We start from the raw sequence: 24503 nt of genomic DNA on the forward strand, positions 1-24503 counted from the left end.
GGTTGTTGGATCGCTGCAAACGCGCGGAAATGGGGCGTTTTTGTCGATCCTCGCGCTGCTGGTGCGCTGTTGCGAAACAACGGTGCGCTTACAGCGCGAAATTCGATGAGTCATACGAGGCAAAAACAAGGCCGTAAGGCGGGCAGGATAGGTGAAGTAGGCCCACCCGCACGCGGGTGGGCCTACTTCACTGTCCCTTATTCGCACCTGCGGTGCTCAACGGAAATTCTGCTCTGCGAGGCCGGGCCGGCTACCGCCGAAGACTTGGAACGCCAGAGAGATAGGCCGCAGCCGCCCTTGCCTGGATGATGTCATTTGTGCGATATTGAAGTCAATGAAGTCACATATGAGGTCCTGACTATGGCAATCCTGACAGTGCGGAATGTGCCCGACGAGGTGCATCGCGCTCTGCGCTTACGGGCCGCCGAGCATGGCCGCAGTACAGAGGCGGAGGTCCGCGAGATTCTGGAGAGTGCAGTTAAGTCAGAAAAGCGCATCCGCATGGGCGACGCGTTGGCGGAGCTTGGCCGCCAAGTAGTGCTGACAAACGATGATTTCGCAGTGTTGGACCAGGTGCGCGACAAGGTGCCGGCAGAACCGATGAGGTTTGAATGATTGTCTTGGATACGAATGTAGTCTCCGAGGCGATAAAACCCGAACCCAACCCGGCCGTGCGAGCTTGGTTGAATGAGCAGGTAGCGGAAACCCTCTACCTGTCCAGCGTGACGCTTGCCGAACTGCTGTTCGGCATCGGCGCGCTGCCGAACGGGAAACGTAAGAAAGGCCTGGGCGAAGCACTGGACGGCTTGCTCGAACTGTTCGGCGAGCGGGTGCTGATGTTCGACACCGAAGCGGCTCGCCATTATGCCGAGCTGGCGGTGAAGGCCCGCACAGCCGGGAAGGGTTTTCCAACACCTGACGGATATATTGGGGCTATTGCGGCCTCCAAGGGATTTATCGTAGCAACACGCGACACCAGCCCTTTCGAAGCGGCTGGGCTTACTGTTATCAATCCTTGGAACCATCAGTAAATCCAATCACTACTTGACACCGTGATCTGATCAAAAAGGCCGGGCTTCGGTGTCGCCCAGGTCAATCACCGGTAGCTCCGTGGCGCAGCTACGCGATGAACCCTTGAACAAGAGCGCTTGCTCGAGGGTGCAGCCATTTATCGCGAGGTAATGACCATGAAGCAGCATGTTTTAGCGGCTAAAATCGCTTTCTCCATAGGCCTCACTGTTGGCGTCGCCTCGATGCCTGCGCACGCGGGCATCCCGGTCATTGACGGAACCAACCTGTCGCAAACGACCGTCACCGCGATTCAACAGGTTGCGCATGTCCAGAAGCAAATCGAGCAATACCAGACGCAGTTGCAGCAGTACGAAAACATGCTGCAAAACACGGTCGCGCCCGCGGCCTACATGTGGGATCAGGCACAAACCACCATCAACGGCTTGATGCAGTCCATCGACACCCTGAATAACCTCACCAATCAGGCCGGCAGCCTGGACGCTTACCTAGGCAGGTTCCAGGACGTGTCCTACTACAAATCCTCGCCGTGCTTCACCTCGACCGGCTGCTCTGACACCGAACGCGCGGCGCTGGAAAAGACCCGCGCCTTGGCTTCACAGTCTCAAAAGGCTGCAAATGATGCGCTGTTTAAGGGCATCAAAGATCAGCAGGAAAATCTAAAGTCGGATGCGCACCAGCTCGAACGGCTGCAATCGCAGGCGCAGGGCGCAAAAGGGCAGATGGAAGCCATCGGATATGCAAACCAGATTGCCAGCCAACAATCCAACTAGCTCCTGCAAATCCGTGGCCTGCTGATACGCCCAGGGTTTCCTAGACATCTCAAGGCCATGGAACATGGTCAATTCGGAGGTGTCTATGAGCAGCAAGCGGTATACGGATGAATTCAAGATCGAGGCGGTCCGGCAAGTGACCGATCGTGGTTTCAAGGTGGCAGAAGTCGCGGAGCGACTGGGTGTCACCACGCACAGCCTCTACGCCTGGCTGCGCAAGTTCGGCAAGCCTGGCGTGGTGCAGCGCGCCGAGGTGGACCAGAGCGCCGAGGTTCGGCGGCTGAAGGCAGAGTTGCGTCGAGTGACCGAGGAGCGCGACATCCTAAAAAGTCGCCCCTGAAAAACCCCAACCACCCAACGACCGCAAGGCCTTGATGTCTTCACCGGCGTGCCAGAACTACCAGTGTTCGCTACGCTGAAGGCTGGTTTCTTGCAATTTCCGCCCATGCGTACACGCCGTCCTGCTGCCGAAGAGATGCCTGCCGATGAGTTGTTTCGTTCGCGGCTGGAGAACCAGATCGATCTGCGTCATCCGCTGGCGCGGCTGAGCCAACGGATGCCGTGGACGGCGTTGGAGCAAGCACTTTCATCGCGCTTGCCGGCCACCCAGGCCGGTGGCGGTCGGCCGGCATTGCCGGTGCGGCTGATTGCCGGTTTGCTCTACCTCAAACACGCCTACGACCTGTCCGATGAAGCGGTGTGCGAGCGCTGGCTGGAGAATCCGTACTGGCAGTTCTTCACCGGTGAGGTCGTGTTCCAGACGCGTTTGCCGTGCGATGCCAGCTCGCTGACGCGCTGGCGGCAGCGCCTGGGTGAGGCCGGGATGGAAGAGCTGCTGGCGCACACCATCAACGCCGCGCATGCGATGCAGGCGGTGGACGCACGCGAGTTGTCGCGGGTGATCGTGGACACCACGGTGCAGGAAAAGGCGATCGCCTATCCGACCGACAGCCGTTTGCTGGAGGTGGCACGCAAGAAGCTGGTGTTACTGGCCAAGCGGCACGGCATCGGATTGCGGCAGAGCTACGCGCGGCAAGGCCCGGCCCTGAGCCGCAAGGCAGGTCGGTATGCGCATGCGCGCCAGTTCAAGCGGATGCGGCGCGTGCTGCGACGTCAACGCACAGTGCTGGGACGGCTCGTGCGCGACATCCAACGCAAACTCGATCAGGTAAACACCGGCGTGCGCGAGCGCATCGCTGTCTGGCTGGAACGTGCGCAACGGCTGTACACGCAGCGTCCGAAGGACAAACAAAAACTCTACGCATTGCATGCCCCGGAAGTGGAATGCATCGGCAAGGGCAAGGCGCGTCAAGCGTACGAATTCGGCGTCAAGGTCGGCATTGCAGTCACCGCCTGCAAGGGATTGGTCGTGGGTGCGCGCAGCTTCCCGGGCAACCCGTACGACGGCGATACCTTGGCCGAGCAGCTGGAGCAGACACGCGGGTTGCTGCAGGATGTGAGCGTAGAACCGACGGTGGCGATCGTGGACCTGGGCTATCGCGGGCGCGAGGTCGATGGCGTGCAGGTCCTGCATCGCGGCAAGGCCAAGACGCTGACGCGACGGCAATGGCGCTGGATCAAGCGACGGCAGGCGGTGGAGCCGGTGATCGGACATCTGAAAAACGACTGCAGGTTGCGTCGCTGCAGGCTGAAAGGTGCCCAAGGCGATGCGCTGCACGTGCTCGGCTGCGCCGCCGGCTACAACCTGCGTTGGCTGCTGCGCTGGATCGCGTTTTTGCGTGCCTGGATGCGGGCGATGGGATGGTCATCCTTGAGTGCCGTGCCGCTGTCACCGACGGCACTTGGCGCTTGAAGGGGATTTTTCAGAGACGACTAAAAAAGGCCGCCGCGTACTTTGCCAAGGGGTAAGGGCAAATTACGCCTTCATGCAAGCCCACTGTGGGGAATTCAGGGTGTGTGCGATGTGCCGGGTATTGCGGGTCAACCGGTCGGGCTATTACGCCTGGTTGTGCTCGCCCAACAGTGAGCGCGCCAAGGAAGATGAGCGCTTGCTTGGACTGATCAAGCACCACTGGCTGGCCAGCGGCAGTGTCTATGGGCATCGCAAGATCACCAGGGATCTGCGCGATCTGGGTGAGCGTTGCAGTCGCCATCGGGTGCATCGGCTGATGCGCACCGAGGGACTGCGTGCCCAGGTGGGCTATGGTCGCAAACCGCGCTTCCATGGAGGAATGCAGTGCAAGGCGGCGGCCAACCTGCTTGACCGACAGTTCGACGTGACTGAGCCGGACACGACCTGGGCGAGCGATTTCACCTTCATCCGCACGCATGAAGGCTGGATGTACCTGGCTGTTGTGATCGATCTGTTTTCCCGGCAGGTCGTCGGCTGGGCGATGCGCGATCGGGCCGACACCGAGTTGGTCGTGCAGGCCTTGTTGTCTGCGGTGTGGCGACGCAAACCCAACGCTGGTTGCTTGGTTCATTCGGACCAAGGGTCTGTCTACACCAGCGATGACTGGCAGAGTTTCCTAGCGTCCCATGGCGTGGTGTGCAGCATGAGTCGGCGTGGCAACTGCCACGACAACGCACCCGTGGAGAGCTTCTTCGGCCTGCTCAAACGCGAGCGGATCAGGCGGCGGACCTATTCCACCAAGGACGCCGCTCGCGCCGAGGTATTCGACTACATCGAGATGTTCTACAACCCCAACCGCCGCCACGGTTCAACTGGCGACCTGTCCCCTGTAGAGTTTGAACGGCGCTACGCGCAACGAGGGTCTTGAGTGTCTACGGAACCCTGGGCGTATCACCTCCGTAGAAACGCTCCCCTTCACCCGTAGCAACGTTCCCCGGCCCAAACTGAGAAACACAGCAGTGGTGCGGGCTTGCGGCTAGTCCGTGAATTCCATCCATGATCTTCCAAGATCATCCACTAGGCGCGGCACTTGCCGCCGCCCTTTAGGGCGACGCCAAGCCCTTGCCCATGGGGCGGCCATTCGGTCTTTAGTCGTCCCTGAAAAATCCCCGTCAAGCGCCAAGTGCCGTCGGTGACAGCGGCACGGCACTCAAGGATGACCATCCCATCGCCCGCATCCAGGCACGCAAAAACGCGATCCAGCGCAGCAGCCAGTGCAGGTTGTAGCCGGCGGCGCAGCCGAGCACGTGCAGCGCATCGCCTTGGGCACCTTTCAGCCTGCAGCGACGCAACCTGCAGTCGTCTTTCAGATGTCCGATCACCGGCTCCACCGCCTGCCGTCGCTTGATCCAGCGCCATTGCCGTCGCGTCAGCGTCTTGGCCTTGCCGCGATGCAGGACCTGCACGCCATCGACCTCGCGCCCGCGATCGCCCAGGTCCACGATCGCCACCGTCGGTTCTACGCTCACATCCTGCAGCAACCCGCGTGTCTGCTCCAGCTGCTCGGCCAAGGTATCGCCGTCGTACGGGTTGCCCGGGAAGCTGCGCGCACCCACGACCAATCCCTTGCAGGCGGTGACCGCAATGCCGACCTTGACGCCGAATTCGTACGCTTGACGCGCCTTGCCCTTGCCGATGCATTCCACTTCCGGGGCATGCAATGCGTAGAGTTTTTGTTTGTCCTTCGGACGCTGCGTGTACAGCCGTTGCGCACGTTCCAGCCAGACAGCGATGCGCTCGCGCACGCCGGTGTTTACCTGATCGAGTTTGCGTTGGATGTCGCGCATGAGCCGTCCCAGCACTGTGCGTTGACGTCGCAGGATGCGCCACATCCGCTTGAACTGGCGCGCATGCGCATACCGACCTGCCTTGCGGCTCAGGGCCGGGCCTTGCCGCGCGTAGCTCTGCCGCAATCCGATGCCGTGCCGCTTGGCCAGTAACACCAGCTTCTTGCGGGCCACTTCAAGCAAACGGCTGTCGGTCGGATAGGCGATCGCCTTTTCCTGCACCGTGGTGTCCACGATCACCCGCGACAACCGCGACAACCGCGTGCGTCCACCGCCTGCATCGCATGCGCGGCGTTGATGGTGTGCGCCAACAGCTCTTCCATCCCGGCCTCACCCAGGCGCTGCCGCCAGCGCGTCAGCGAGCTGGCATCGCACGGCAAGCGCGTCTGGAACACGACCTCACCGGTGAAAAACTGCCAGTACGGATTCTCCAGCCAGCGCTCGCACACCGCTTCATCGGAAAGGTCGTAGGCGTGTTTGAGGTAGAGCAAACCGGCAATCAGCCGCACCGGCAATGCCGGCCGACCGCCACCGGCCTGGGTGGCCGGCAAGCGCGATGAAAGTGCTTGCTCCAACGCCGCCCACGGCATCCGTTGGCTCAGCCGCGCCAGCGGATGACGCAGATCGATCTGGTTCTCCAGCCGCGAACGAAACAACTCGTCGGCGGGTCTGTCTTCGGCAGCAGGACGGCGTGTACGCATGGGCGCAAATTGCAAGAAACCAGCCTTCAGCGTAGCGAACACTGGTAGTTCTGGCACGCCGGTGCAGACATCAAGGCCTTGCGGTCGTTGGGTGGTTGGGGTTTTTCAGGGGCGACTTGTTAGCCGCTCTTAGGATGCGCTGGCGGCAAGGGATGGGTAGCCGCGTGGAGCACAATAGCCCTGAGTCTCAGCCAGCTTTCAGGCATTGGGCTGCATACGGCGCCATTTGTCCAAAGCTTCCTATCGTTTCAGCCTCAAGCTCTGCCTGCGCAAAGTGCCGAGGCGACTTTTTGCAGCCATGATGCGCTGCCAGCATTGATTGCGGCCAATTTTGCGAGAAAATCGCAATTTTTCCGGCCGAGGGCCAGGGCTAATCAGGAAATCTCATCCACGGGTCATAAGGCCTATCTATACATCCACGGGTCATAAGGCCTATCTATATCTGAATCTGAATCTGAATCTGCATATGGATCTGCATATGGATATCGATATGGATATCGATATGGATATCGATATGGATATCGATATGAATCTGCATCTGAATCTGCATCTGAATCTGAAAAGGCTTCTGGCAGCCTCGATAGATTGCGTAAATAATGTGGGGCTTCAATGAATTGCCGTTGCGTAATGGAGCCGGCATTTGAAGCGGCTTCTGGCAGCCTCGGTAGATTGCGTAAATAATGTGGGGCTTCAATGAATTGCCGTTGCGTACTGGAGCCGGCATCTGAAGCGGCTTCTGGCAGCCTCGATAGATCGCGTAAATAATTTGCAGCTTCAATGAATTGCAATTGCGTAATGGAGCCGGCATCTGCTCGATTTCGATAAATGTCTAGTAATGTCGAAGCGCGGGCATGCGTTAAATTGGTGTGGCGTGGTGAGTTAGATCCTCGCTGGGTGGGAAGATCGGCAAGGATCCTATCGGCCTGAGCGTTCAACCGATTGGTCCTTTCCTGTGTTCTCTGAGGGCGCGTAGACTCTTCGGATGAACTGTAGTCATCGTCCGAGGGATGGACAGAATAAGAAGCAGTAAGCGTTGGCTCCGGATGGCCCATGTCTTCGGCTTCTGGCGGCACCGCTAGCGGCTGCAAATATAGCCGCTGCAGATGATTAGCGGCTTCAATGAATTGCCCTTGCACAATGGAGCCGGAATTTGCTTGATTTTCGTAAATGCCTGGTAATGTCGAAGCGCGGGCATGCGTTAAATTGGTGTGGCGTGGTGAGTTAGATCCTCGCCGGGTGGGAAGATCGGCAAGGATGCCATCGGACTGCACGTTCAACCGAGCGGTCCTTTCCTGTGTTCTCTGAGGGCGCGTAGACTCTTCGGATGAACTGTAGTCGTCGTCCGAGGGATGGGGAGAATGAGAAGAGCCGATCGAATTGGGGCGCATTGCAAGTTTCCTAGATGTAATGTGTCCAGATTAGCCGTCAGCGGTGTGTGCAACCTCGCATGAGCGAACCATGGTGAACGAAAACGAATACCGCTGCTTTCAAGACTCCGCAGCGCGCTTGTGCATCAACAGGGATATGCCAGGTCACGGGCGAAGTTGAGGGCAGGTAGGAATTCGCCAGGGAAAAGATTGCATCATCAATACCTCGGGTCCAACATCTTAGAGCCTGTTCACGATCTTTTGAGTAGAAGCGCCAAGAAGGCCAGATGGATGAACTGCAAGCTGGTGTTGAGTTTGCGCTCGCAGTTCTTCCACAGCCTTCGGTTTTTCTCCAGCCAGGCAAAACTGCGCTCGACGATCCAGCGCTTGGGCATGACCTTGAAGGTGTGCAGTTCGCTGCGCTTGGCAATCTGCACCGTGAGCTGCTCGCCTAGAATCTCTCGCACGCCTTCGGCAAACGCTACTCCGGTGTAACCACTGTCGCACAGCAGGCTTTGTACATGCGTCAAGTTTGACTGACAGCGCTCCAGCGCCTGCAGCGCACCTTTGCGGTCGGTCACCTCCGCCGTCGTCACCGCGATGGCATGGGGCAACCCCTGGGTATCAACAGCGATATGCCGCTTGATGCCCGACACCTTTTTGCCCGCGTCATATCCCTTTTGCCCGGCTGTGTCCGTGTTCTTGACGCTCTGCGCGTCCACGATCAAGAACCTGCTGAAGATGTTGCGCTCCTGTTTCTGGCGGGCCACGCCAACCTGATTTTTTGAGCGCCCGCTCCAGCAGGCTCACTCCTTCATCGTCGCACTCGCTCCACTTGGCAAAGTACGAGTGCACGGTCCGCCACTTCGGAAAGTCGCTGGGTAGCGCTCGCCATTGGCAACCGGTTCGCAGCACGTACAACACTGCGCACCACACCTCATACATATCCACTCGGCGTGGCTTGGTGCGCTTGCGCGCTTGTTCCAGGATCGGGAGGATGTGTTCGAAACGCTCCCGGCTCATGTCGCTCGGATAGGTTTTTTTGGCGCATCCGCAGAGTCTGCACCAATCAGGAAAGATCGTGAACAGGTTCTTAGCTGGATCTCAGCGCACTGCATCGACTATGACCCGTGCGATGTGCCCACCCGGATAGGGTAAATCGCTCAGCCACTTCGAAATTTTTCTGGATTAGAGCGTGTTATGAACTTTGAAAGAGGGTGGCTGCATTTCCAAGCATCAGGATCGTGAAGACGACGAAGTGCAAACCGGCCAAGGTTTCCGGCAATCGCTCGTAGTCGCGTGCCAGCCGTCTGAAACGATTGGCCCATCCGAAGCTGCGCTCGACAACCCAACGGCGCGGCAGCAAGACAAAGCCTTTTTTCGCTTCTTGCAGCTTGATCACTTGCAACTCAATGCCTTCTTCCGTGGCCGCCTGCGCCGGTTCTTGACCGGTGTAGCCCTGATCAACAAAGGCGATCTTGACCGTTTCACCGGTCACGTGTTGTACCTCTTGTGCCAACGATCGGACTTGCGCGCGCTCCTGCTCATTAGCCGGCGTCACCTGGACAGCGAGCAGATGTCCAAGCGTATCGACGGCCATGTGTACCTTGCTGCCTTTCTTGCGTTTATAGCCATCGTATCCAGCACGCGGCCCGCTTTCGCAGGTGGACTGCAGCGTGCGAGCATCGAAAATGACCGCGCTCGGCTGGCCTTTTTTCCCTTGCGCCACACGCAAGAGTGAGCGCAGATCACTGACCATGGCCTCAAAGCAGCCCGCTTGCAGCCAGCGCTGTGTTTGCTGATACACCGCTTCCCAGGGCGGAAAATCGTTGGGAAGCAATCGCCATGGTGCGCCGGCGCGCGCGATCCACCGCAGTGCGTTGAACATCGCGCGTAGCTCATACTTGCGCTGCGGTGCCTGCACGTCCATCAGCGTCAAATAGGGAGCCGCAAAGGCCCATTCTTCGTCGGAAATATCGGTGGAATAAGGCTTACGAGGCTTCATCCGTATACGTTAGCGTGACAAGGGCAAAGTTCATAACACGCTCTAAGGCAAAGTTTGGGCTTGTTCAACCCGTTGACCTTGAGCTGTTTGGTGACGACGCGATACTCAATGCCGCAGATACCAAAGATACCAACCATCTGCCAATCGTAAACCCGACGATGCAATAGCCATTCGGAAACACGCTATACATCATTTTTCCAGTTGGCCCCAATATCATTCTCGTCGAAGGTCGGTAGTGACGCTTGCGACATACCGGTGGTGCGCTGCGGCACTGCAGCGTCTGGATGCAGTGCATCCCGGTCCAATGCAAAAGTGGAATTCGACGCCCTGAGCTAGGCTGACCACGAAGGTCCCATCACCTCCACCTCTTCGTGCGTATCGGGAATCCAGATGCCTTCAGCCACCTGCGGCCAGCCATCCGGAGGAGCGGGTGGAAACATGGAGTAGTCAGAAAACTCCGCCGGTTCGGCTCTACTTCGTCGCACCTGAAAAACCCCAACCACCCAACGACCGCAAGGCCTTGATGTCTGCACCGGCGTGCCAAAACTACCAGTGTTCGCTACGCTGAAGGCTGGTTTCTGGCAATTTCCGCCCATGCGTACACGCCGTCCTGCTGCCGAAGACAGACCCGCCGACGAGTTGTTTCGTTCGCGGCTGGAGAACCAGATCGATCTGCGTCATCCGCTGGCGCGGCTGAGCCAACGGATGCCGTGGACGGCGTTGGAGCAAGCACTTTCATCGCGCTTGCCGGCCACCCAGGCCGGTGGCGGTCGGCCGGCATTGCCGGTGCGGCTGATTGCCGGTTTGCTCTACCTCAAACACGCCTACGACCTGTCCGATGAAGCGGTGTGCGAGCGCTGGCTGGAGAATCCGTACTGGCAGTTCTTCACCGGTGAGGTCGTGTTCCAGACGCGTTTGCCGTGCGATGCCAGCTCGCTGACGCGCTGGCGGCAGCGCCTGGGTGAGGCCGGGATGGAAGAGCTGTTGGCGCACACCATCAACGCCGCGCATGCGATGCAGGCGGTGGACGCACGCGAGTTGTCGCGGGTGATCGTGGACACCACGGTGCAGGAAAAGGCGATCGCCTATCCGACCGACAGCCGTTTGCTGGAGGTGGCACGCAAGAAGCTGGTGTTACTGGCCAAGCGGCACGGCATCGGATTGCGGCAGAGCTACGCGCGGCAAGGCCCGGCCCTGAGCCGCAAGGCAGGTCGGTATGCGCATGCGCGCCAGTTCAAGCGGATGCAGCGCGTGCTGCGACGTCAACGCACAGTGCTGGGACGGCTCGTGCGCGACATCCAACGCAAACTCGATCAGGTAAACACCGGCGTGCGCGAGCGCATCGCTGTCTGGCTGGAACGTGCGCAACGGCTGTACACGCAGCGTCCGAAGGACAAACAAAAACTGTACGCATTGCATGCCCCGGAAGTGGAATGCATCGGCAAGGGCAAGGCGCGTCAAGCGTACGAATTTGGCGTCAAGGTCGGCATTGCGGTCACCGCCTGCAAGGGATTGGTCGTGGGTGCGCGCAGCTTCCCGGGCAACCCGTACGACGGCGATACCTTGGCCGAGCAGTTGGAGCAGACACGCGGGTTGCTGCAGGATGTGAGCGTAGAACCGACGGTGGCGATCGTGGACCTGGGCTATCGCGGGCGCGAAGTCGATGGCGTGCAGGTCCTGCATCGCGGCAAGGCCAAGACGCTGACGCGACGGCAATGGCGCTGGATCAAGCGACGGCAGGCGGTGGAGCCGGTGATCGGACATCTGAAAGACGACTGCAGGTTGCGTCGCTGCAGGCTGAAAGGTGCCCAAGGCGATGCGCTGCACGTGCTCGGCTGCGCCGCTGGCTACAACCTGCGCTGGCTGCTGCGCTGGATCGCGTTTTTGCGTGCCTGGATGCGGGCGATGAGATGGTCATCCTTGAGCACCGTGCCGCTGTCACCGACGGCACTTGGCGCTTGAAGGGGATTTTTCAGGGACGACTAACAAAACCAGTTCGCAGCCGCCAGGCGGGCGCTGCCGCTGTTGGGGCCAGGCCTCTGAAGTTCTGAGCGCGCTGGGCGGGCGCGCAGTAGCCCGTGCCAGCGTGCGTACCATGTGCAGCGCGCTGGAGTTCAGAGTGTATGTAGACGTGATGGCGCGTTTCGCCCGCGCGCACCACGCAGTTCACGCTGGGGTCCCAAAGTTGCGGGTGCATGAGCCACGCACTGCTGGGACGCGTTGGATGACACGCCATGCGGTCAGCGCGGCCGGCAGCCGGTAGAATTGTGTGTTCGCCACATTGCCTCGCAGGAGTTTCGCTCGTGATCAAGCCCCGTACGCCGCCCGGCATCATGGAATTGCTGCCGCGCGAGCAGATCGCGTTCCAGCACATGCTGGACGTCATCCGCCGCAACTACGAGCGGTTCGGGTTTCTGCCGGTCGAAACCCCGGTGTTCGAGCTGTCCGATGTGTTGCTGACCAAATCCGGCGGCGAGACCGAGCGCCAGGTGTACTTCGTGCAATCCACCGGCGCGTTGGCCAATGCCGCTGCGTCCGCTGACGAGGGCGGCTTGCCGGAGCTGGCGCTGCGCTTCGACCTGACCGTGCCGCTGGCACGCTATGTGGCTGAGCACGAGCACGCGTTGAGCTTCCCGTTCCGCCGCTATCAGATGCAGCGCGTGTATCGCGGCGAGCGCGCCCAGCGCGGCCGCTTCCGCGAGTTCTATCAGTGCGATATCGACGTAATCGGCAAGGATGCGCTGAGCATCCGCTACGACGCCGAAGTGCTGGCGGTGATCCACTCGGTGTTCGCCGAGCTGGGTATCGGCGAGTTCAAGGTGCAGTTGAACAATCGCAAGCTGCTGCGCGGCTTCTTCGAAAGACTGGGCGTTGCCGAAGGCGAGCTGCAGCTGGCGGTGCTGCGTGAGATCGACAAGATCGACAAGCGCGGCGCCGATCATGTGCGCGATACGCTGGTTGGCGAAGGCTTCGGCATCGCCGCCGAGCAGGTCGACAAGATCCTGGCCTTCGTGGCGGTGCGCTCGAACGGGCATGCCGATGCGCTGGCGCAGCTGCAGGCGCTGGAAGCCTCGGTCGGTGCAAGTGCGACCCTGGGCGAGGGCATCGCCGAACTGCGCGAGGTGCTGGAGCTGGTCAAGGCGTTGGGCGTGCCCGAGAGCGCGTATTGCCTGAACTTTTCGATCGCGCGCGGGCTGGACTACTACACCGGCACCGTTTACGAGACCACGCTGACCGACCAGCCGCAGATCGGCTCGATCTGTTCGGGCGGCCGTTACGAAAGCCTGGCCAGCCACTACACCAAGTCCAGGTTGCCGGGCGTGGGTATTTCGATCGGCCTGACCCGCCTGTTCTGGCAGCTGCGCGAGGCCGGGTTGATCCAGGGCATCGCCGAAAGCAGCGTGCATGCGATGGTGGCGCTGATGGACGAGTCGCGCCTGGGCGATGCGCTGGACATCGCACGCCGGCTGCGCATCGGCGGCATCAACACTGAAGTGCAGATGGAGCCAAAGAAGGTCGGTAAGCAATTCCAGTACGCCGCACGCGCCGGAATCCGCTTTGTAGTGCTGGCCGGTGACGACGAACTGGCGCGCGGCGTGGTGGCGGTCAAGGACCTGGTGCGCGAGCAGCAGTTCGAAGTCGCCCGCGACGAGCTGGCCAGCACTTTGTTGGTGGAGCTTGAGCAGGCCAAGGCGATGCTGGTGGCCGGGGGTGTCAAGGGCGGCTGAGGTCTGTCGGCCGGCAGGTGATCGCTCGCCGTGTCGGCCGCAGTGCGCTAGCCGGACGCATGCATCCACTTTAAACCTGACCCACAGACACATCGATGTCTGTGGATCTTCCGCTTGTGTCGGTGAAACATAACCGTGCGCTTCTCTGAACCCATTGAGCCGGTACGCTTGCTTCGCTGACTCTGCTTGCGTTAATGTACTAACACGCTATTACGTTAACGCAATGAAACAACTACCAGCTCCGCGCGAAATTACAGAAGTCGCCGCCTCCCTCAAGAGGCTGGCCGACGCGTTGGCATGCCTGGACGAGCCGGGCTCAGTCGAGGCGTTCCTGCGCGATCTGTGCACCCCAGCCGAGCTGGAAGCGATGGCCGATCGCTGGCGGGTGGTGCCGCTGCTGGTCAAAGGCGTGCCCTACCGCGAAATCCACGAGCTGACCCGGGTCAGCGTGACCACCATCGGGCGCGTTGCGCGCACCCTGGACCACGGCGCCGGCGGCTATGCCGCTGCCCTGCGCGAGCAATCCTCGCGCCCTGTCGAATCCCACTGAGAGATCAAGATGAGTGCTTCCACGGCAGCGCCGGCACGTGACCGGTTGCGTATCGCCATTCAGAAGAGCGGCCGTCTGGCCGAACCGGCGCGCAGCCTGCTGGCCGCGTGCGGGCTGAGCTGGCGGCAGAGCCGCGACAAGCTGTTCTGCTACGGCGAATCGTTGCCGGTGGATCTGCTGCTGGTGCGCGACGATGACATCCCCGGCCTGATCGCCGATGGTGTCTGCGACCTTGGCATCGTCGGCCAGAACGAGCTGGAAGAACAGGCCGCAGAGCGCCGCCGCAACGGCTTGCCGGCCGCGTATCACGCGATGCGTGGGGTCGGTTTCGGCCAATGCCGGTTGATGCTCGCAGTGCCGGAAGAATGGAAGTGGCAGGGTGTGGCGCAGCTGGCCGGCAAGCGCATCGCCACCAGCTATCCGGCAATCCTGGCCGATTGGCTGGAGCGCCAGGGAATCGATGCGTCAGTGGTTGAGCTGTCCGGTTCGGTGGAAATCGCACCGCGCCTGGGCACCGCCGACCTGATCTGCGATCTGGTCTCCAGCGGCGCGACTCTGGCTGCCAACCAGCTCAAACCGGTGGAACTGGTGATGGAAAGCGAGGCGGTACTGGCGGGCGCAGTGCGCGAGCCGGCCGATGCACGCGCCGCGTTGTTGGCGATGCTGCTGCGGCGCATGGATGGCGTGCTCAAGCTGTGCGACAGCAAGCTGCTGATGTTCCGTGCTGAGCAGGACAATGTGGATGCGTTGCGTCGCTTGCTACCTGATGCCGACCCGTTGGTGCAGCTGCCCGACGATGGCAACGGCGCGTTGCGCCTGCAGACGATGTGTCACGGCGCGGTGACTTGGCAACGCCTGGAAGAACTCGAACGCGCAGGTGCGCAAGGTTTGATGGTGTTGACGATGGAGCGCTCGCTGGCATGAACATGCTCGATTGGTCCCAACTCGATGCCGCAGCGCGCACCCAGGCATTGACCCGCCCGGTGCAGACCGTGGCCACGCAGACGCGCGATGCGGTTACCGCATTGATTGCCGATGTACGCACGCGCGGCGATGCGGCATTGCGCGAGATCACCGTGCGTTTCGATGGCGTATGGCTGGACAACTTGGCCGTGAGTGAAGCCGAATTCGCTGCGGCCGAAGCCGCTGTGGCGCCGGAACTGCGCCAGGCCATGCAGGACGCCGTGGCGCGGATCGATACCTTCCACCGCGCCGGCATGAGCGAAGGCTATGCGGTGGAAACCGCGCCGGGTGTGGTGTGCGAAAAGATCGTAAGGCCGATTGGCCGGGTGGGCTTGTACGTGCCTGCCGGTAGCGCGCCGTTGCCGTCGACCGCCTTGATGCTCGGCGTGCCGGCGCGCTTGGCCGAGTGTCGTCAAGTCGTGCTGTGTACGCCGCCGCGCAAGGATGGCAGCGTGGATCCCGCGGTGTTGGTCGCTGCGCAGCTGACCGGCGTGCGCCGCGTGTTCAAGCTCGGTGGCGCACAGGCGATCGCGGCAATGGCGTACGGCACTGAATCGGTTCCGAGTTGCGACAAGGTGTTCGGTCCGGGCAATAGCTATGTCACCGAAGCCAAGCAGCAGGTGGCGCAGTCGGGTGCTGCAGCGATCGACATGCCGGCCGGCCCTTCAGAAGTGCTGGTAATCGCCGATGCCGGAGCGCAGCCGGCCTTCGTTGCCGCCGATCTGTTGTCGCAGGCCGAACATGGTGCGGATTCGCAGGTGTTGCTGCTGTCCGACAGTGATGCGTTGATCGCGGCGGTACACGTGCAGTTGGATGCGCAGCTGGCGCAACTTTCGCGTGCCGACATCGCGCGTCAGGCCTTGGCGCAGTCGCGCCTGATCAAGGTGCAGACGCTGGAGGAGGCGTTTGCAATCAGCAACCGCTATGCACCGGAACATCTGATCCTAGCGCTGCGCGAACCGCGCGCGTGGTTGAATCAGGTCGAGGCGGCCGGCTCGGTGTTTCTCGGCGATTACACGCCCGAAGCGCTCGGCGATTACTGTAGCGGCACCAACCACGTGTTGCCGACCAGCGGCGCGGCGCGCGCCTACAGCGGCGTCAGCGTAGCCAGCTTTCAGAACATGCTCAGCGTACAGGCGGCGAGCAAGGCCGGCATCGACGGCATCGGCGAATGCGCATTGATTCTGGCCCGCGCCGAGGGTCTGGACGCGCACGCAAATGCAGTGGCATTGCGCATGGGAGCGGCAGCATGAGTGGGGCATCGATTCTGGATCTCGTGCGCGAAGATCTGCGCGCCTTCGCTGGCTATTCGTCGGCACGGTCAAGTGGGTTGCAAGGCGATGTGTGGCTCAACGCCAACGAGTCGGCATGGGCAAATCCGGCCGACCCAGGCGCGAGCACGCGGCGTTACCCGGATCCACAACCCAAGGGTTTGCGCAGCGCGTTTGCGGAGTTGTACGGTTGCGCGCCCGAGCAGCTGCTGATCGGCCGCGGCAGCGACGAGGCGATCGATCTGCTGGTGCGCGGCCTGTGCGTGCCCGAGCGCGATGCGGTGGTGGTGACGCCGCCGGTGTTCGGCATGTATGCGGTGTGCGCGCGGCTGCAGAACGCACCGCTGGTTGAAGTGCCGCTGGTGGATGGGCTTGAGAGTTTCCACGCGGACATCCCGGCGATTGTGGACGCGGCGCTGGCCTCGCATGCCAAGCTGGTATTCCTGTGCTCACCGTCGAATCCAGCCGGCTCGGCAATCCCGTTGCAAGCCGTCGAGGAGGCTTTGCAGGCATTGCAGGGCAAGGCGTTGGTGGTCGTCGACGAAGCCTACGGCGAGTTCTCCGATGTGCCATCGGCGGTTAGTTTGCTCGCGCATTACGACAATCTCGCTGTGCTGCGCACGTTGTCCAAGGCGCATGCACTGGCCGCAGTACGCATCGGCAGCCTGATCGCCAATGCCGATTTGATCGCTCTGCTGCGCCGCTGCCAGGCGCCATACCCGGTGCCGACGCCGTGCGCGGCGATGGCCGAGCAGGCCTTGTCTGCGCCAGCGCTGGAAGTTACCCGTCGGCGCATTGCCGAGGTTCGCAGCGAGCGCGAGCGTGTACACAAGGCGCTCGCACAACTTGCCGGTGTGCGTCAGGTGTATTCCTCGCAGGGCAACTTTCTGCTGGTGCGTTTCGATGATGCCGAAGCTGCGTTCCAGTCGCTGCTGCAGGCCGGCGTGGTGGTGCGCGATCAACGCGCGGTACCCCGTCTATCCGATGCGTTGCGCATCACTTTGGGCACGCACGAGCAGAACGAATGCGTGCTGAGCGTGCTGCAACGCAATCAGGAGGCCGCCGCATGACCCCGATTCTTTTCGTCGATCGCGATGGCACGTTGATCACCGAGCCGGCCGATTACCAGATCGATGCGTATGAAAAGTTGCGTTTCGTCGACAACGTGATTCCGGCAATGCTCAAGTTGCGCGATGCCGGCTATCAGTTCGTCATCGTCAGCAATCAGGATGGGCTGGGCAGCGAAAGCTATCCGCACGCGTCTTTCGATGGCCCCAACAATCTGATGCTGCAGATCTTCGCCAGCCAGGGCATCGAGTTCCGCGAAGTGTTGATCGATTGCAGCTGGCCGGACGATAACGCGCCCACGCGCAAACCGGGCGTCGGTCTGGTGGTGCCGTATCTGCAAGACCGCACCATCGACTGGACACGCTCGGCGATGGTGGGCGACCGCATCACCGACATCCAATTCGCGCAGAACCTCAATATCCGCGGCTTCCAGCTGCGCACCGAAGAGTTCGGAGGCGAGTGGGATTGGCACGGTATCGCACACGAGCTGGCCGATGCGCCGCGACGTGCTGTGGTCCAACGCAACACCAAGGAGACCAGAATCCGCGTCGAACTGGATCTGGACCGCGTGGCCGAACCGAAGACCGCCACCGGTCTGCCGTTCTTCGACCATATGCTGGAACAGATCGGCAAGCACGGTGGATTTGCGCTGGATATCAGAGCTGAAGGCGATCTGCATATCGACGAGCACCACACCATCGAGGACACCGGTCTGGCCCTGGGCCAGGCATTGCGCGAAGCCTTGGGTGACAAACGCGGCATCGGCCGTTATGGCTTCGATCCGATCGAAAGCCCGTGGCGTGTCGCCGGCGACACCGCGCAGCATGGCTTTACGTTGCCGATGGACGAAGCCGTCGCCAGCGCCGCACTGGATTTCAGTGGCCGGCCGTACTTTGTATTTGAAGGCGATTTCAAGCGCGAACGCGTGGGCGACATGCCTACCGAACTGGTGCCGCATTTCTTCCGCTCGATCTGCGATGCGTCCGGCTTGAACCTGCACCTGAGCGTGCGCGGCGACAACGATCACCATAAGGTCGAAGCCTGCTTCAAGGCTTTGGCACGTGCGCTGCGTCAGGCGATTCGCCGCGAAGGCACCGCGTTGCCGTCCACCAAAGGTGCGTTATGACCGACGTTGCGCTGATCGATGCCGGTGGCGCCAACCTCGGGTCGGTGCGTTATGCATTGGAACGGTTGGGCGTGGAAGCACGTGTGGTGCGCGATGCGGAAGAATTGCAAGGCGCGCAGCGCGTGATTCTTCCCGGCGTCGGCGCCGCGCCCGAAGCGATGTCGCGCTTGCGCGCGCAGGGCCTGGTGGAACCGCTGCGACAGCTGCAAGTACCGCTGATCGGTATCTGTCTGGGCATGCAGCTGTTGTTCGAACATTCCGAAGAAGGCGATGTCGATTGTCTCGGGCTTTTGCCTGGAATCGTGCGCCACATGACCCCTGCGCTTGGGATTCGCGTGCCGCACATGGGCTGGAATCAACTGGTGCCGATGCGTGACTCAGCGCTGCTGGCCGGTCTTCCGGAACGCGCCAGCGCCTATTTCGTGCATGGTTATGCGGCACCGGTAACGGCCGATACCGTGGCCGCCTGCGATCACGGTGGCCTGTTCACCGCGGTGGTGCAGCACGGCCTGCGCTGCGGCGCGCAGTTCCACCCCGAGCGTTCTGCCGACACCGGCACACGCATCCTGCGCAATTTTCTTGAGATGAGCTTCCCATGAGTTTCACCGTATACCCGGCGCTGGATATCCGCAATGGCCGTGTGGTGCGCTTGCTGCAGGGCGATTACGCGCGAGAAACCCGGTACGGCGATGACGTGTTGCTGCGTGCGCAGGCATTTGCCGATGTCGGCGCGCGGTGGATGCATCTGGTCGATCTGGATGCGGCAAAGGCGGGCGGTTACACATTGGCCACGACGCTCGGCGAGATTGCACGTGCCACCGGTTTGCAGGTGCAGACCGGCGGCGGTGTGCGCTCGCGCGACGATGTGGCGCGCATCCTCGATGCCGGTGCTGCACGTGTGGTGATCGGCTCGTTGGCAGTGCGCCAGAGCGACACCGTCATCGGCTGGTTGCAAGAGTTCGGCGCTGATCGGCTGACCATCGCGCTGGACACGCGCCAGCGCGCCGATGGCGTGTGGCAACTTCCGGTGCACGGCTGGACCGAGCCGGCAGAAGCGACGTTGGATCAACTGGCGGTGCGTTACGCGCAGGCCGGTCTGCAGCATCTGTTATGCACCGACATCGCGCGCGACGGCATGTTGTCCGGCCCCAACATGGATTTGTACGCGTACTTGCGCGTGCTGGCGCCGCAGCTGCAGATACAGGTCTCCGGTGGCGCGCGCAATCTGGCCGATGTTGCTGCCGCCAAGGCGGCAGGCTGCGCCGGCATCGTGCTCGGTAAGGCATTGCTGGAAGGGCACCTGGATCTGAAAGAGGCAGTGGCATGCTGAGCCGCCGGATCATTCCATGCCTGGACGTGCGCGGTGGCCGCGTGGTCAAAGGCGTCAAATTCCGCGACCACATCGACATGGGCGATATCGTCGAACTGGCGCTGCGCTACCGCGCGCAGGGAGCCGATGAGCTGGTGTTTTACGACATCGGTGCCAGCCCCGAAGGGCGCTCGGTCGATTACACCTGGGTCGAGCGGGTTGCGCGGCTGATCGATATTCCTTTCTGCGTCGCTGGCGGTATCGGTGACGTCGAAACCGCACGCGCGGTGCTGCATGCCGGTGCCGACAAGATATCGATCAACTCGCCGGCACTCGGCCGCCCACAGTTGATTTCCGAGCTGGCCGATACATTCGGTGTGCAATGCGTGGTGGTCGGTGTCGACTCGGTTCGTGAGCAGGATGGTGAGTGGCGCGTGCGTCGCTATACCGGCGATCCGAGCAAGACCCAGGCACTGCCGATGCGCACGCTGGATTGGGTGACAGAAGCGCAGCGCCTGGGTGCCGGCGAGATCGTGCTCAACTGTATGGACAACGATGGCGTGCGGCGTGGTTACGACATCACGCAGTTGCGCCAGGTGCGCGCACTCTGCCGCGTGCCCTTGATCGCCTCCGGCGGTGCCGGCGAGATGCAGCACTTTGCCGAAGTATTCGACCAGGCCGATGTCGATGGCGCGCTGGCGGCCAGCGTGTTTCATAGTGGTGCGATTCCGATTCCGGAACTCAAGCAATTCCTGCGTACGCAACAGATCGAGGTACGTGATGGGCAGTAACGATGTGGTCGCGAGCGACGCGCTCGCAGCGTTGGACTGGAGCAAGGGCGAGGGGTTGTTGCCGGTGATCGTGCAGGACGCCGACAACCTGCGCGTGCTGATGCTTGGCTATATGAATGCCCAAGCATTGGCGGTCACGCAGCAACGCGGCGAGGTCACCTTTTTCAGTCGCAGCAAGCAGCGTTTGTGGACCAAAGGGGAAAGCTCGGGCAATGTCTTGCGCGTGGTGTCGATCGAGACCGATTGCGATGCCGACACGCTCCTGATACAGGCACGCCCGCATGGCCCGACCTGTCACCTTGGCCGTACCAGCTGTTTCCCGACCGCACCTGGTCAGTTTCTCGGCACGCTGGATGCCTTGATCGCCGCACGCGAACACGATCGCCCATACGGCAGTTATACCACCAAACTATTCGAGCAAGGTATCCGCCGCATCGCGCAGAAAGTGGGTGAGGAGGGCGTGGAAACAGCACTGGCCGGTGTGGCGCAGGGCGATGCCGAGTTGCTCGGCGAGTCGGCCGATTTGCTGTATCACCTGATCGTGCTGTTGCGCGCGCGTGGCCTGGCCTTGGGCGATGCGGTGGCGTTGTTGGAGTCGCGGCACAAGTAGCATGGTTGGCAAGAGCGGCCTAGGGCGCGACGGGAATGACCGATAACGCCTCATCGCGCCCAAGGCCACTCCTGCAACGATGTGTCGTTGTTATGTGTCTACGTCTTTCGGTATCCAGGCCTGCGCCGTGCGGCTTGCCAGTACGGTTACAATTTCAGCTGATCTTGGCACGGGAAAACGCATGCAGCTTCGCTTCGCTCTTCTGGCACTGGGCTTGCTCGCGGGAAGCGCACGCGCACGCGACGCCGTGGTCAATGGAATCGTCTACGAAGAGCGCGACGGGCGTGCCGGACGCAGCGCCGATGAGCCCGGCATTGCCGATGTGACGGTTTCCAACGGCGAGCAATTGGTGCGCACCGATGCGCAAGGCCGCTACCGCTTGCCGGTGCGCGACGGGCAGACGGTATTCGTGATCAAGCCGGGCGACCGCAGTTTTGTGCCTGCCGCCGATGGCTTGCCCGGCTTTTGGCGCCACTACGCACCAAGCGGTTCGCCCAAACGCAATTACAGAGGAATCGCTGCGACCGGTCGCAATACGCATCACTGGGATTTCGCGCTGACCGTGCGTGCCAGCGCCGCGGCTGATGGCTTCCAGATGCTGGTGTTCGCCGACAGCCAACCCGCCAGCCTCACTGATGTGGGCTACTACCAGCGCGACATTGTGGCGCCGATCATCGGTAAGACCTCGGCGAAGCTGGGTACCACGCTGGGCGATGTCGTCAGCAACGATCTGAGCCTGTATCCCACGTTGAACAAGGTCACCGCGCAGTTGGGCGTGCCGTGGTTCCATGTGCCGGGCAATCACGATCTCAATTTCGATGCGGGCGACGATGCGCATTCGTTAGACAGCTGGCGCGCGATCTATGGCCCCGACACCTATGCGGTGGAAGAGGCCAACGCCAGCTTCGTGTTCCTAGACGATGTGATCTACAAGCCAGGCGGCAAACCGGCCTATGTCGGTGGCCTGCGCGAGGATCAATTCGTGTTCTTGCAGGCGTATCTGGCGCAGCTGCCGCGCGATCGGCTGCTGGTATTGGGGATGCATATTCCGCTGTTCGATGCAGCGCCGGGGCAGGAAACCTTCCGGCATGCCGATCGCAGCCGCCTGTTTGCATTGCTGAAAGAGTTCCCGCATGCGCTATTGCTCAGTGGGCACAGCCATACGCAGCGGCAGGTGGATCACGGCGCGGACGAAGGCTGGCAGGGCGCGCGCCCGTTGCACGAATACAACGTGGGCGCGGTCTGTGGCGCGTTCTGGTCGGGCGCCAAGGATGCGGCAGGCATTCCCGATGCGACGATGAGCGACGGCACGCCCAATGGCTACGCGGTGTTGCAGGTCGCGCCGAGCGGCGACTATACGTTGGCGTATCACGCCGCGCGCGCGGCAGATGATGCGCAACTGTTGCTGTACGCGCCCAAGGTGCTGCGCCAGGGCGCGTATGCTGCTTGGGGCATCTACGCCAATGTGTTCATGGGCCAGGACGGCACTGTGGTTGAGATGCGTATCGACAATGGCCCCTGGCAGCCGATGACGCGGGTGGAGCGCGCCGACCCGCGTCTGCTTGCCGAGAACGTGCGCGATGATGCGGCCGAGCAATTGCGCGGCTATGACCGCTCGCCGGAGGCCACGCCGTCCACACATCTGTGGCGTGGCGCTTTGCCGACAACGCTCAGTATCGGCAAGCACACTGTCGAAGTGCGCGCTTGGTTGCCCAACGGGCAGTACAACGCACGCACGGTGTATCGCTTGCAGCGTGCCGATCCTTGATGGTGGGCGTGCATGCGCCGCGTGGGGCATGGGTCCTTCCGGTGAAGCCTGGCGCGCATAGGTACGCTCCTACGGCATCGCCGGGTCGGATCGTCCGCGTCTCGGGTGCGCTGCATAAACCTTATTATCAGATACACACACGCCTCCACAGGGGAGGCGGTTTGGGATCCAGGCTGGCTGGTGTGATGCTTGCTGGCTACGTGAGTGTAACGATGCCGGGACTGAACACCTAGATGAGTTCAGTGGATGAAGTAGCGACGGAACGCAGCGCCAACATTGGTGGGGAAGTGATCGAGCTCACAGACCCGAGCTTTCCCTCGCTCTCCGCAGCAATGGCGCACTATGCACAAGTGACCGAGCAGAGCCGCGCCGGTCCAGTCGAGCGCTGGAGCTTGGCGATTGGCCTGATCGGTGCGGGCGTCGGGATCTTGTCTGGCACCCTGCTAGATGGCAAAACTGGTGTTTATTTAGCTGTTTTCGGCCTCGTAACTGAGCTGACGGGCTTTCTAGTGTCGGCAGCGCTAACCGTCAAGCGCGAATGGCCAGGGTTCTGCCGCCCCTATGTCGAGCACGCAGAACAGATGGAGCAGGAATTCCACCAGTATCAATCGATCGTTGCGGCGCTTCGGAGGTTTCCGCTGGAACAACGACGTCGACGCGAGGCATTCATGCGTGACCGCCGCACCAACATGCACGACCGCTTGGGGCTGTTCACCGGCGGCATGGAGAAGCTGGGCTTCATGCCCGTCCTGCTTGCCCTCTATCTGCAGCTGAAAGACTGGCGTTTAGGGGACTGGACGGTGTTGAGCAAGATCACGCTGATGCAGGGCGTGCTGGCCTTTACCCTCCTGTTTGCCTTTGCGATGTCATTGCATCTCATTCGCCTACGTATGCGCCTGCAGTCGTAGGAGCAATTAATTGCTGAGGCGAATCGGCAAGATAGCGCTTCCAGCAAGTAAGTGGCAGCCAACTAGAGAAAGTCAAGCTCCTGGTCAACAAGCTAATAGCGTCAGGCTGCCGAGCACATGTCTGCAGAGGAGTTGTTTCGTTCGCGGCTGGAGAACCAGATCGATCTGCGTCATCCGCTGGCGCGGCTGAGCCAACGGATGCCGTGGACGGCGTTGGAGCAAGCACTTTCATCGCGCTTGCCGGCCACCCAGGCCGGTGGCGGTCGGCCGGCATTGCTGGTGCGGCTGATTGCCGGTTTGCTCTACCTCAAACACGCCTACGACCTGTCCGAGGCAAGGCGCGTCAAGCGTACCAATTCGGCGTCAAGGTCGGCATTGCAGTCACCGCCTGCAAGGGATTGGTCGTGGGTGCGCGCAGCTTCCCGGGCAACCCGTACGACGGCGATACCTTGGCCGAGCAGCTGGAGCAGACACGCGGGTTGCTGCAGGATGTGAGCGTAGAACCGACGGTGGCGATCGTGGACCTGGGCGATCGCGGGCGCGAAGTCGATGGCGTGCAGGTCCTGCATCGCGGCAAGGCCAAGACGCTGACGCGACGGCAATGGCGCTGGATCAAGCGACGGCAGGCGGTGGAGCCGGTGATCGGACATCTGAAAGACGACTGCCGGTTGCGTCGCTGCAGGCTGAAAGGTGCCCAAGGCGATGCGCTGCACGTGCTCGGCTGCGCGGCCGGCTACAACCTGCGCTGGCTGCTGCGCTGGATCGCGTTTTTGCGTGCCTGGATGCGGGCGATGGGATGGTCATCCTTGAGCGCCGTGCCGCTGTCACCGACGGCACTTGGCGCTTGAAGGGGATTTTTCAGGGACGACGAATTAG

At 61.6% G+C, this 24503-nt stretch carries 20 protein-coding genes and 5 pseudogenes; 21 read left to right on the plus strand and 4 right to left on the minus strand.

Translation table 11 applies throughout. The annotated features are described in order from the left end of the window. The first annotated feature begins 360 nt into the window (after positions 1-360). From PD885_RS09655 to PD885_RS09680, 6 genes and pseudogenes are all read left to right on the plus strand, one after another. Positions 361-615, plus strand: a complete 255-nt coding sequence (locus PD885_RS09655) for a FitA-like ribbon-helix-helix domain-containing protein (protein WP_002805732.1) — start codon at positions 361-363, stop codon at positions 613-615. Further along, a complete protein-coding gene (locus tag PD885_RS09660; protein WP_002805728.1) occupies positions 612-1031 on the plus strand; it encodes a type II toxin-antitoxin system VapC family toxin in 420 nt (139 codons plus the stop codon). The genes PD885_RS09655 and PD885_RS09660 overlap by 4 nt, the downstream gene beginning before the upstream one ends. A 156-nt stretch (positions 1032-1187) precedes the next feature. Then, positions 1188-1802: a P-type conjugative transfer protein TrbJ gene (gene trbJ / locus PD885_RS09665; protein ID WP_040762517.1), complete on the plus strand. Its 615-nt coding sequence runs from the start codon at positions 1188-1190 to the stop codon at positions 1800-1802. An 85-nt stretch (positions 1803-1887) separates the two neighbouring features. Then, positions 1888-2130: pseudogene (locus PD885_RS09670) on the plus strand (transposase); the annotation flags it as partial. Between the two features lie 117 nt (positions 2131-2247). Beyond that, complete coding sequence (locus tag PD885_RS09675) at positions 2248-3615, plus strand: IS5 family transposase (protein ID WP_088056828.1); 1368 nt, start codon at positions 2248-2250, stop codon at positions 3613-3615. Between the two features lie 22 nt (positions 3616-3637). Then, a pseudogene (locus PD885_RS09680) lies at positions 3638-4543 on the plus strand (IS3 family transposase); the annotation flags it as partial. 244 nt (positions 4544-4787) lie between these two features. On the opposite strand, the pseudogene PD885_RS09685 reads toward PD885_RS09680, so the two are convergent. From PD885_RS09685 to PD885_RS09700, 4 genes and pseudogenes are all read right to left on the minus strand, one after another. Further along, a pseudogene (locus PD885_RS09685) lies at positions 4788-6163 on the minus strand (IS5 family transposase). 404 nt (positions 6164-6567) lie between these two features. Continuing rightward, positions 6568-7440 (minus strand): hypothetical protein, encoded by an 873-nt coding sequence (locus tag PD885_RS20655; protein WP_145954097.1) that lies wholly within the window; start codon positions 7438-7440, stop codon positions 6568-6570. A gap of 341 nt (positions 7441-7781) precedes the next feature. Further along, positions 7782-8553 (minus strand): IS5 family transposase gene (locus PD885_RS09695; RefSeq protein WP_088056830.1). Its coding sequence is split into 2 segments (ribosomal slippage): positions 7782-8310 and positions 8309-8553, totalling 774 coding nucleotides; the frame shifts between segments, so codons are not numbered across the junction. 175 nt (positions 8554-8728) lie between these two features. After that, positions 8729-9535: an IS5 family transposase gene (locus PD885_RS09700; protein ID WP_002802516.1), complete on the minus strand. Its 807-nt coding sequence runs from the start codon at positions 9533-9535 to the stop codon at positions 8729-8731. A gap of 594 nt (positions 9536-10129) precedes the next feature. Between PD885_RS09700 and PD885_RS09705 the strand changes: the two genes are divergently transcribed. The 15 genes and pseudogenes from PD885_RS09705 to PD885_RS09770 form a co-directional block, all read left to right on the plus strand. After that, the gene (locus tag PD885_RS09705) at positions 10130-11497 is read left to right on the plus strand and encodes an IS5 family transposase (protein ID WP_065975201.1); all 1368 of its coding nucleotides are present in this window, start codon (positions 10130-10132) and stop codon (positions 11495-11497) included. 341 nt (positions 11498-11838) lie between these two features. Continuing rightward, on the plus strand, positions 11839-13263 hold the full coding sequence (gene hisS / locus PD885_RS09710; protein WP_002806353.1) for a histidine--tRNA ligase: 1425 nt from the start codon (positions 11839-11841) through the stop codon (positions 13261-13263). A 223-nt stretch (positions 13264-13486) separates the two neighbouring features. Next, positions 13487-13813 (plus strand): YerC/YecD family TrpR-related protein, encoded by a 327-nt coding sequence (locus PD885_RS09715; RefSeq protein WP_002806359.1) that lies wholly within the window; start codon positions 13487-13489, stop codon positions 13811-13813. Positions 13814-13822: 9 nt separating this feature from the next. Further along, positions 13823-14737: an ATP phosphoribosyltransferase gene (gene hisG / locus PD885_RS09720; protein ID WP_002806360.1), complete on the plus strand. Its 915-nt coding sequence runs from the start codon at positions 13823-13825 to the stop codon at positions 14735-14737. Beyond that, positions 14734-16029, plus strand: a complete 1296-nt coding sequence (gene hisD, locus PD885_RS09725) for a histidinol dehydrogenase (RefSeq protein WP_002806361.1) — start codon at positions 14734-14736, stop codon at positions 16027-16029. The genes hisG and hisD overlap by 4 nt, the downstream gene beginning before the upstream one ends. Further along, positions 16026-17117, plus strand: a complete 1092-nt coding sequence (gene hisC / locus PD885_RS09730) for a histidinol-phosphate transaminase (RefSeq protein ID WP_002806362.1) — start codon at positions 16026-16028, stop codon at positions 17115-17117. The genes hisD and hisC overlap by 4 nt, the downstream gene beginning before the upstream one ends. After that, positions 17114-18241 carry a bifunctional histidinol-phosphatase/imidazoleglycerol-phosphate dehydratase HisB gene (gene hisB, locus PD885_RS09735; RefSeq protein WP_002806363.1) on the plus strand — a complete coding sequence of 376 codons (1128 nt, stop codon included), beginning with the start codon at positions 17114-17116 and terminating at the stop codon, positions 18239-18241. The genes hisC and hisB overlap by 4 nt, the downstream gene beginning before the upstream one ends. After that, the gene (gene hisH, locus PD885_RS09740; RefSeq protein ID WP_002806364.1) at positions 18238-18840 is read left to right on the plus strand and encodes an imidazole glycerol phosphate synthase subunit HisH; all 603 of its coding nucleotides are present in this window, start codon (positions 18238-18240) and stop codon (positions 18838-18840) included. Before hisB ends, hisH begins: the two co-directional genes overlap by 4 nt. After that, entirely contained in the window at positions 18837-19571 is a 735-nt protein-coding gene (hisA, locus tag PD885_RS09745) for a 1-(5-phosphoribosyl)-5-[(5-phosphoribosylamino)methylideneamino]imidazole-4-carboxamide isomerase (protein WP_002806365.1), read from the plus strand. Before hisH ends, hisA begins: the two co-directional genes overlap by 4 nt. Continuing rightward, the gene (hisF, locus tag PD885_RS09750; RefSeq protein ID WP_002806368.1) at positions 19565-20341 is read left to right on the plus strand and encodes an imidazole glycerol phosphate synthase subunit HisF; all 777 of its coding nucleotides are present in this window, start codon (positions 19565-19567) and stop codon (positions 20339-20341) included. The genes hisA and hisF overlap by 7 nt, the downstream gene beginning before the upstream one ends. Beyond that, a complete protein-coding gene (hisIE, locus tag PD885_RS09755; RefSeq protein WP_002806369.1) occupies positions 20331-20951 on the plus strand; it encodes a bifunctional phosphoribosyl-AMP cyclohydrolase/phosphoribosyl-ATP diphosphatase HisIE in 621 nt (206 codons plus the stop codon). Before hisF ends, hisIE begins: the two co-directional genes overlap by 11 nt. 181 nt (positions 20952-21132) lie before the next feature. Further along, positions 21133-22719 (plus strand): calcineurin-like phosphoesterase C-terminal domain-containing protein, encoded by a 1587-nt coding sequence (locus tag PD885_RS09760; protein WP_002806370.1) that lies wholly within the window; start codon positions 21133-21135, stop codon positions 22717-22719. A 233-nt stretch (positions 22720-22952) separates the two neighbouring features. After that, positions 22953-23627: a hypothetical protein gene (locus PD885_RS09765; RefSeq protein ID WP_002806373.1), complete on the plus strand. Its 675-nt coding sequence runs from the start codon at positions 22953-22955 to the stop codon at positions 23625-23627. A 198-nt stretch (positions 23628-23825) separates the two neighbouring features. Beyond that, a pseudogene (locus PD885_RS22895) lies at positions 23826-23921 on the plus strand (hypothetical protein); the annotation flags it as partial. Between the two features lie 35 nt (positions 23922-23956). After that, positions 23957-24475 (plus strand): annotated as a pseudogene (locus tag PD885_RS09770) (transposase); the annotation flags it as partial. Positions 24476-24503 lie beyond the last annotated feature (28 nt).

The sequence above is a fragment of the Xanthomonas fragariae genome (genome assembly GCF_900183975.1).
Classification (GTDB): domain Bacteria; phylum Pseudomonadota; class Gammaproteobacteria; order Xanthomonadales; family Xanthomonadaceae; genus Xanthomonas; species Xanthomonas fragariae.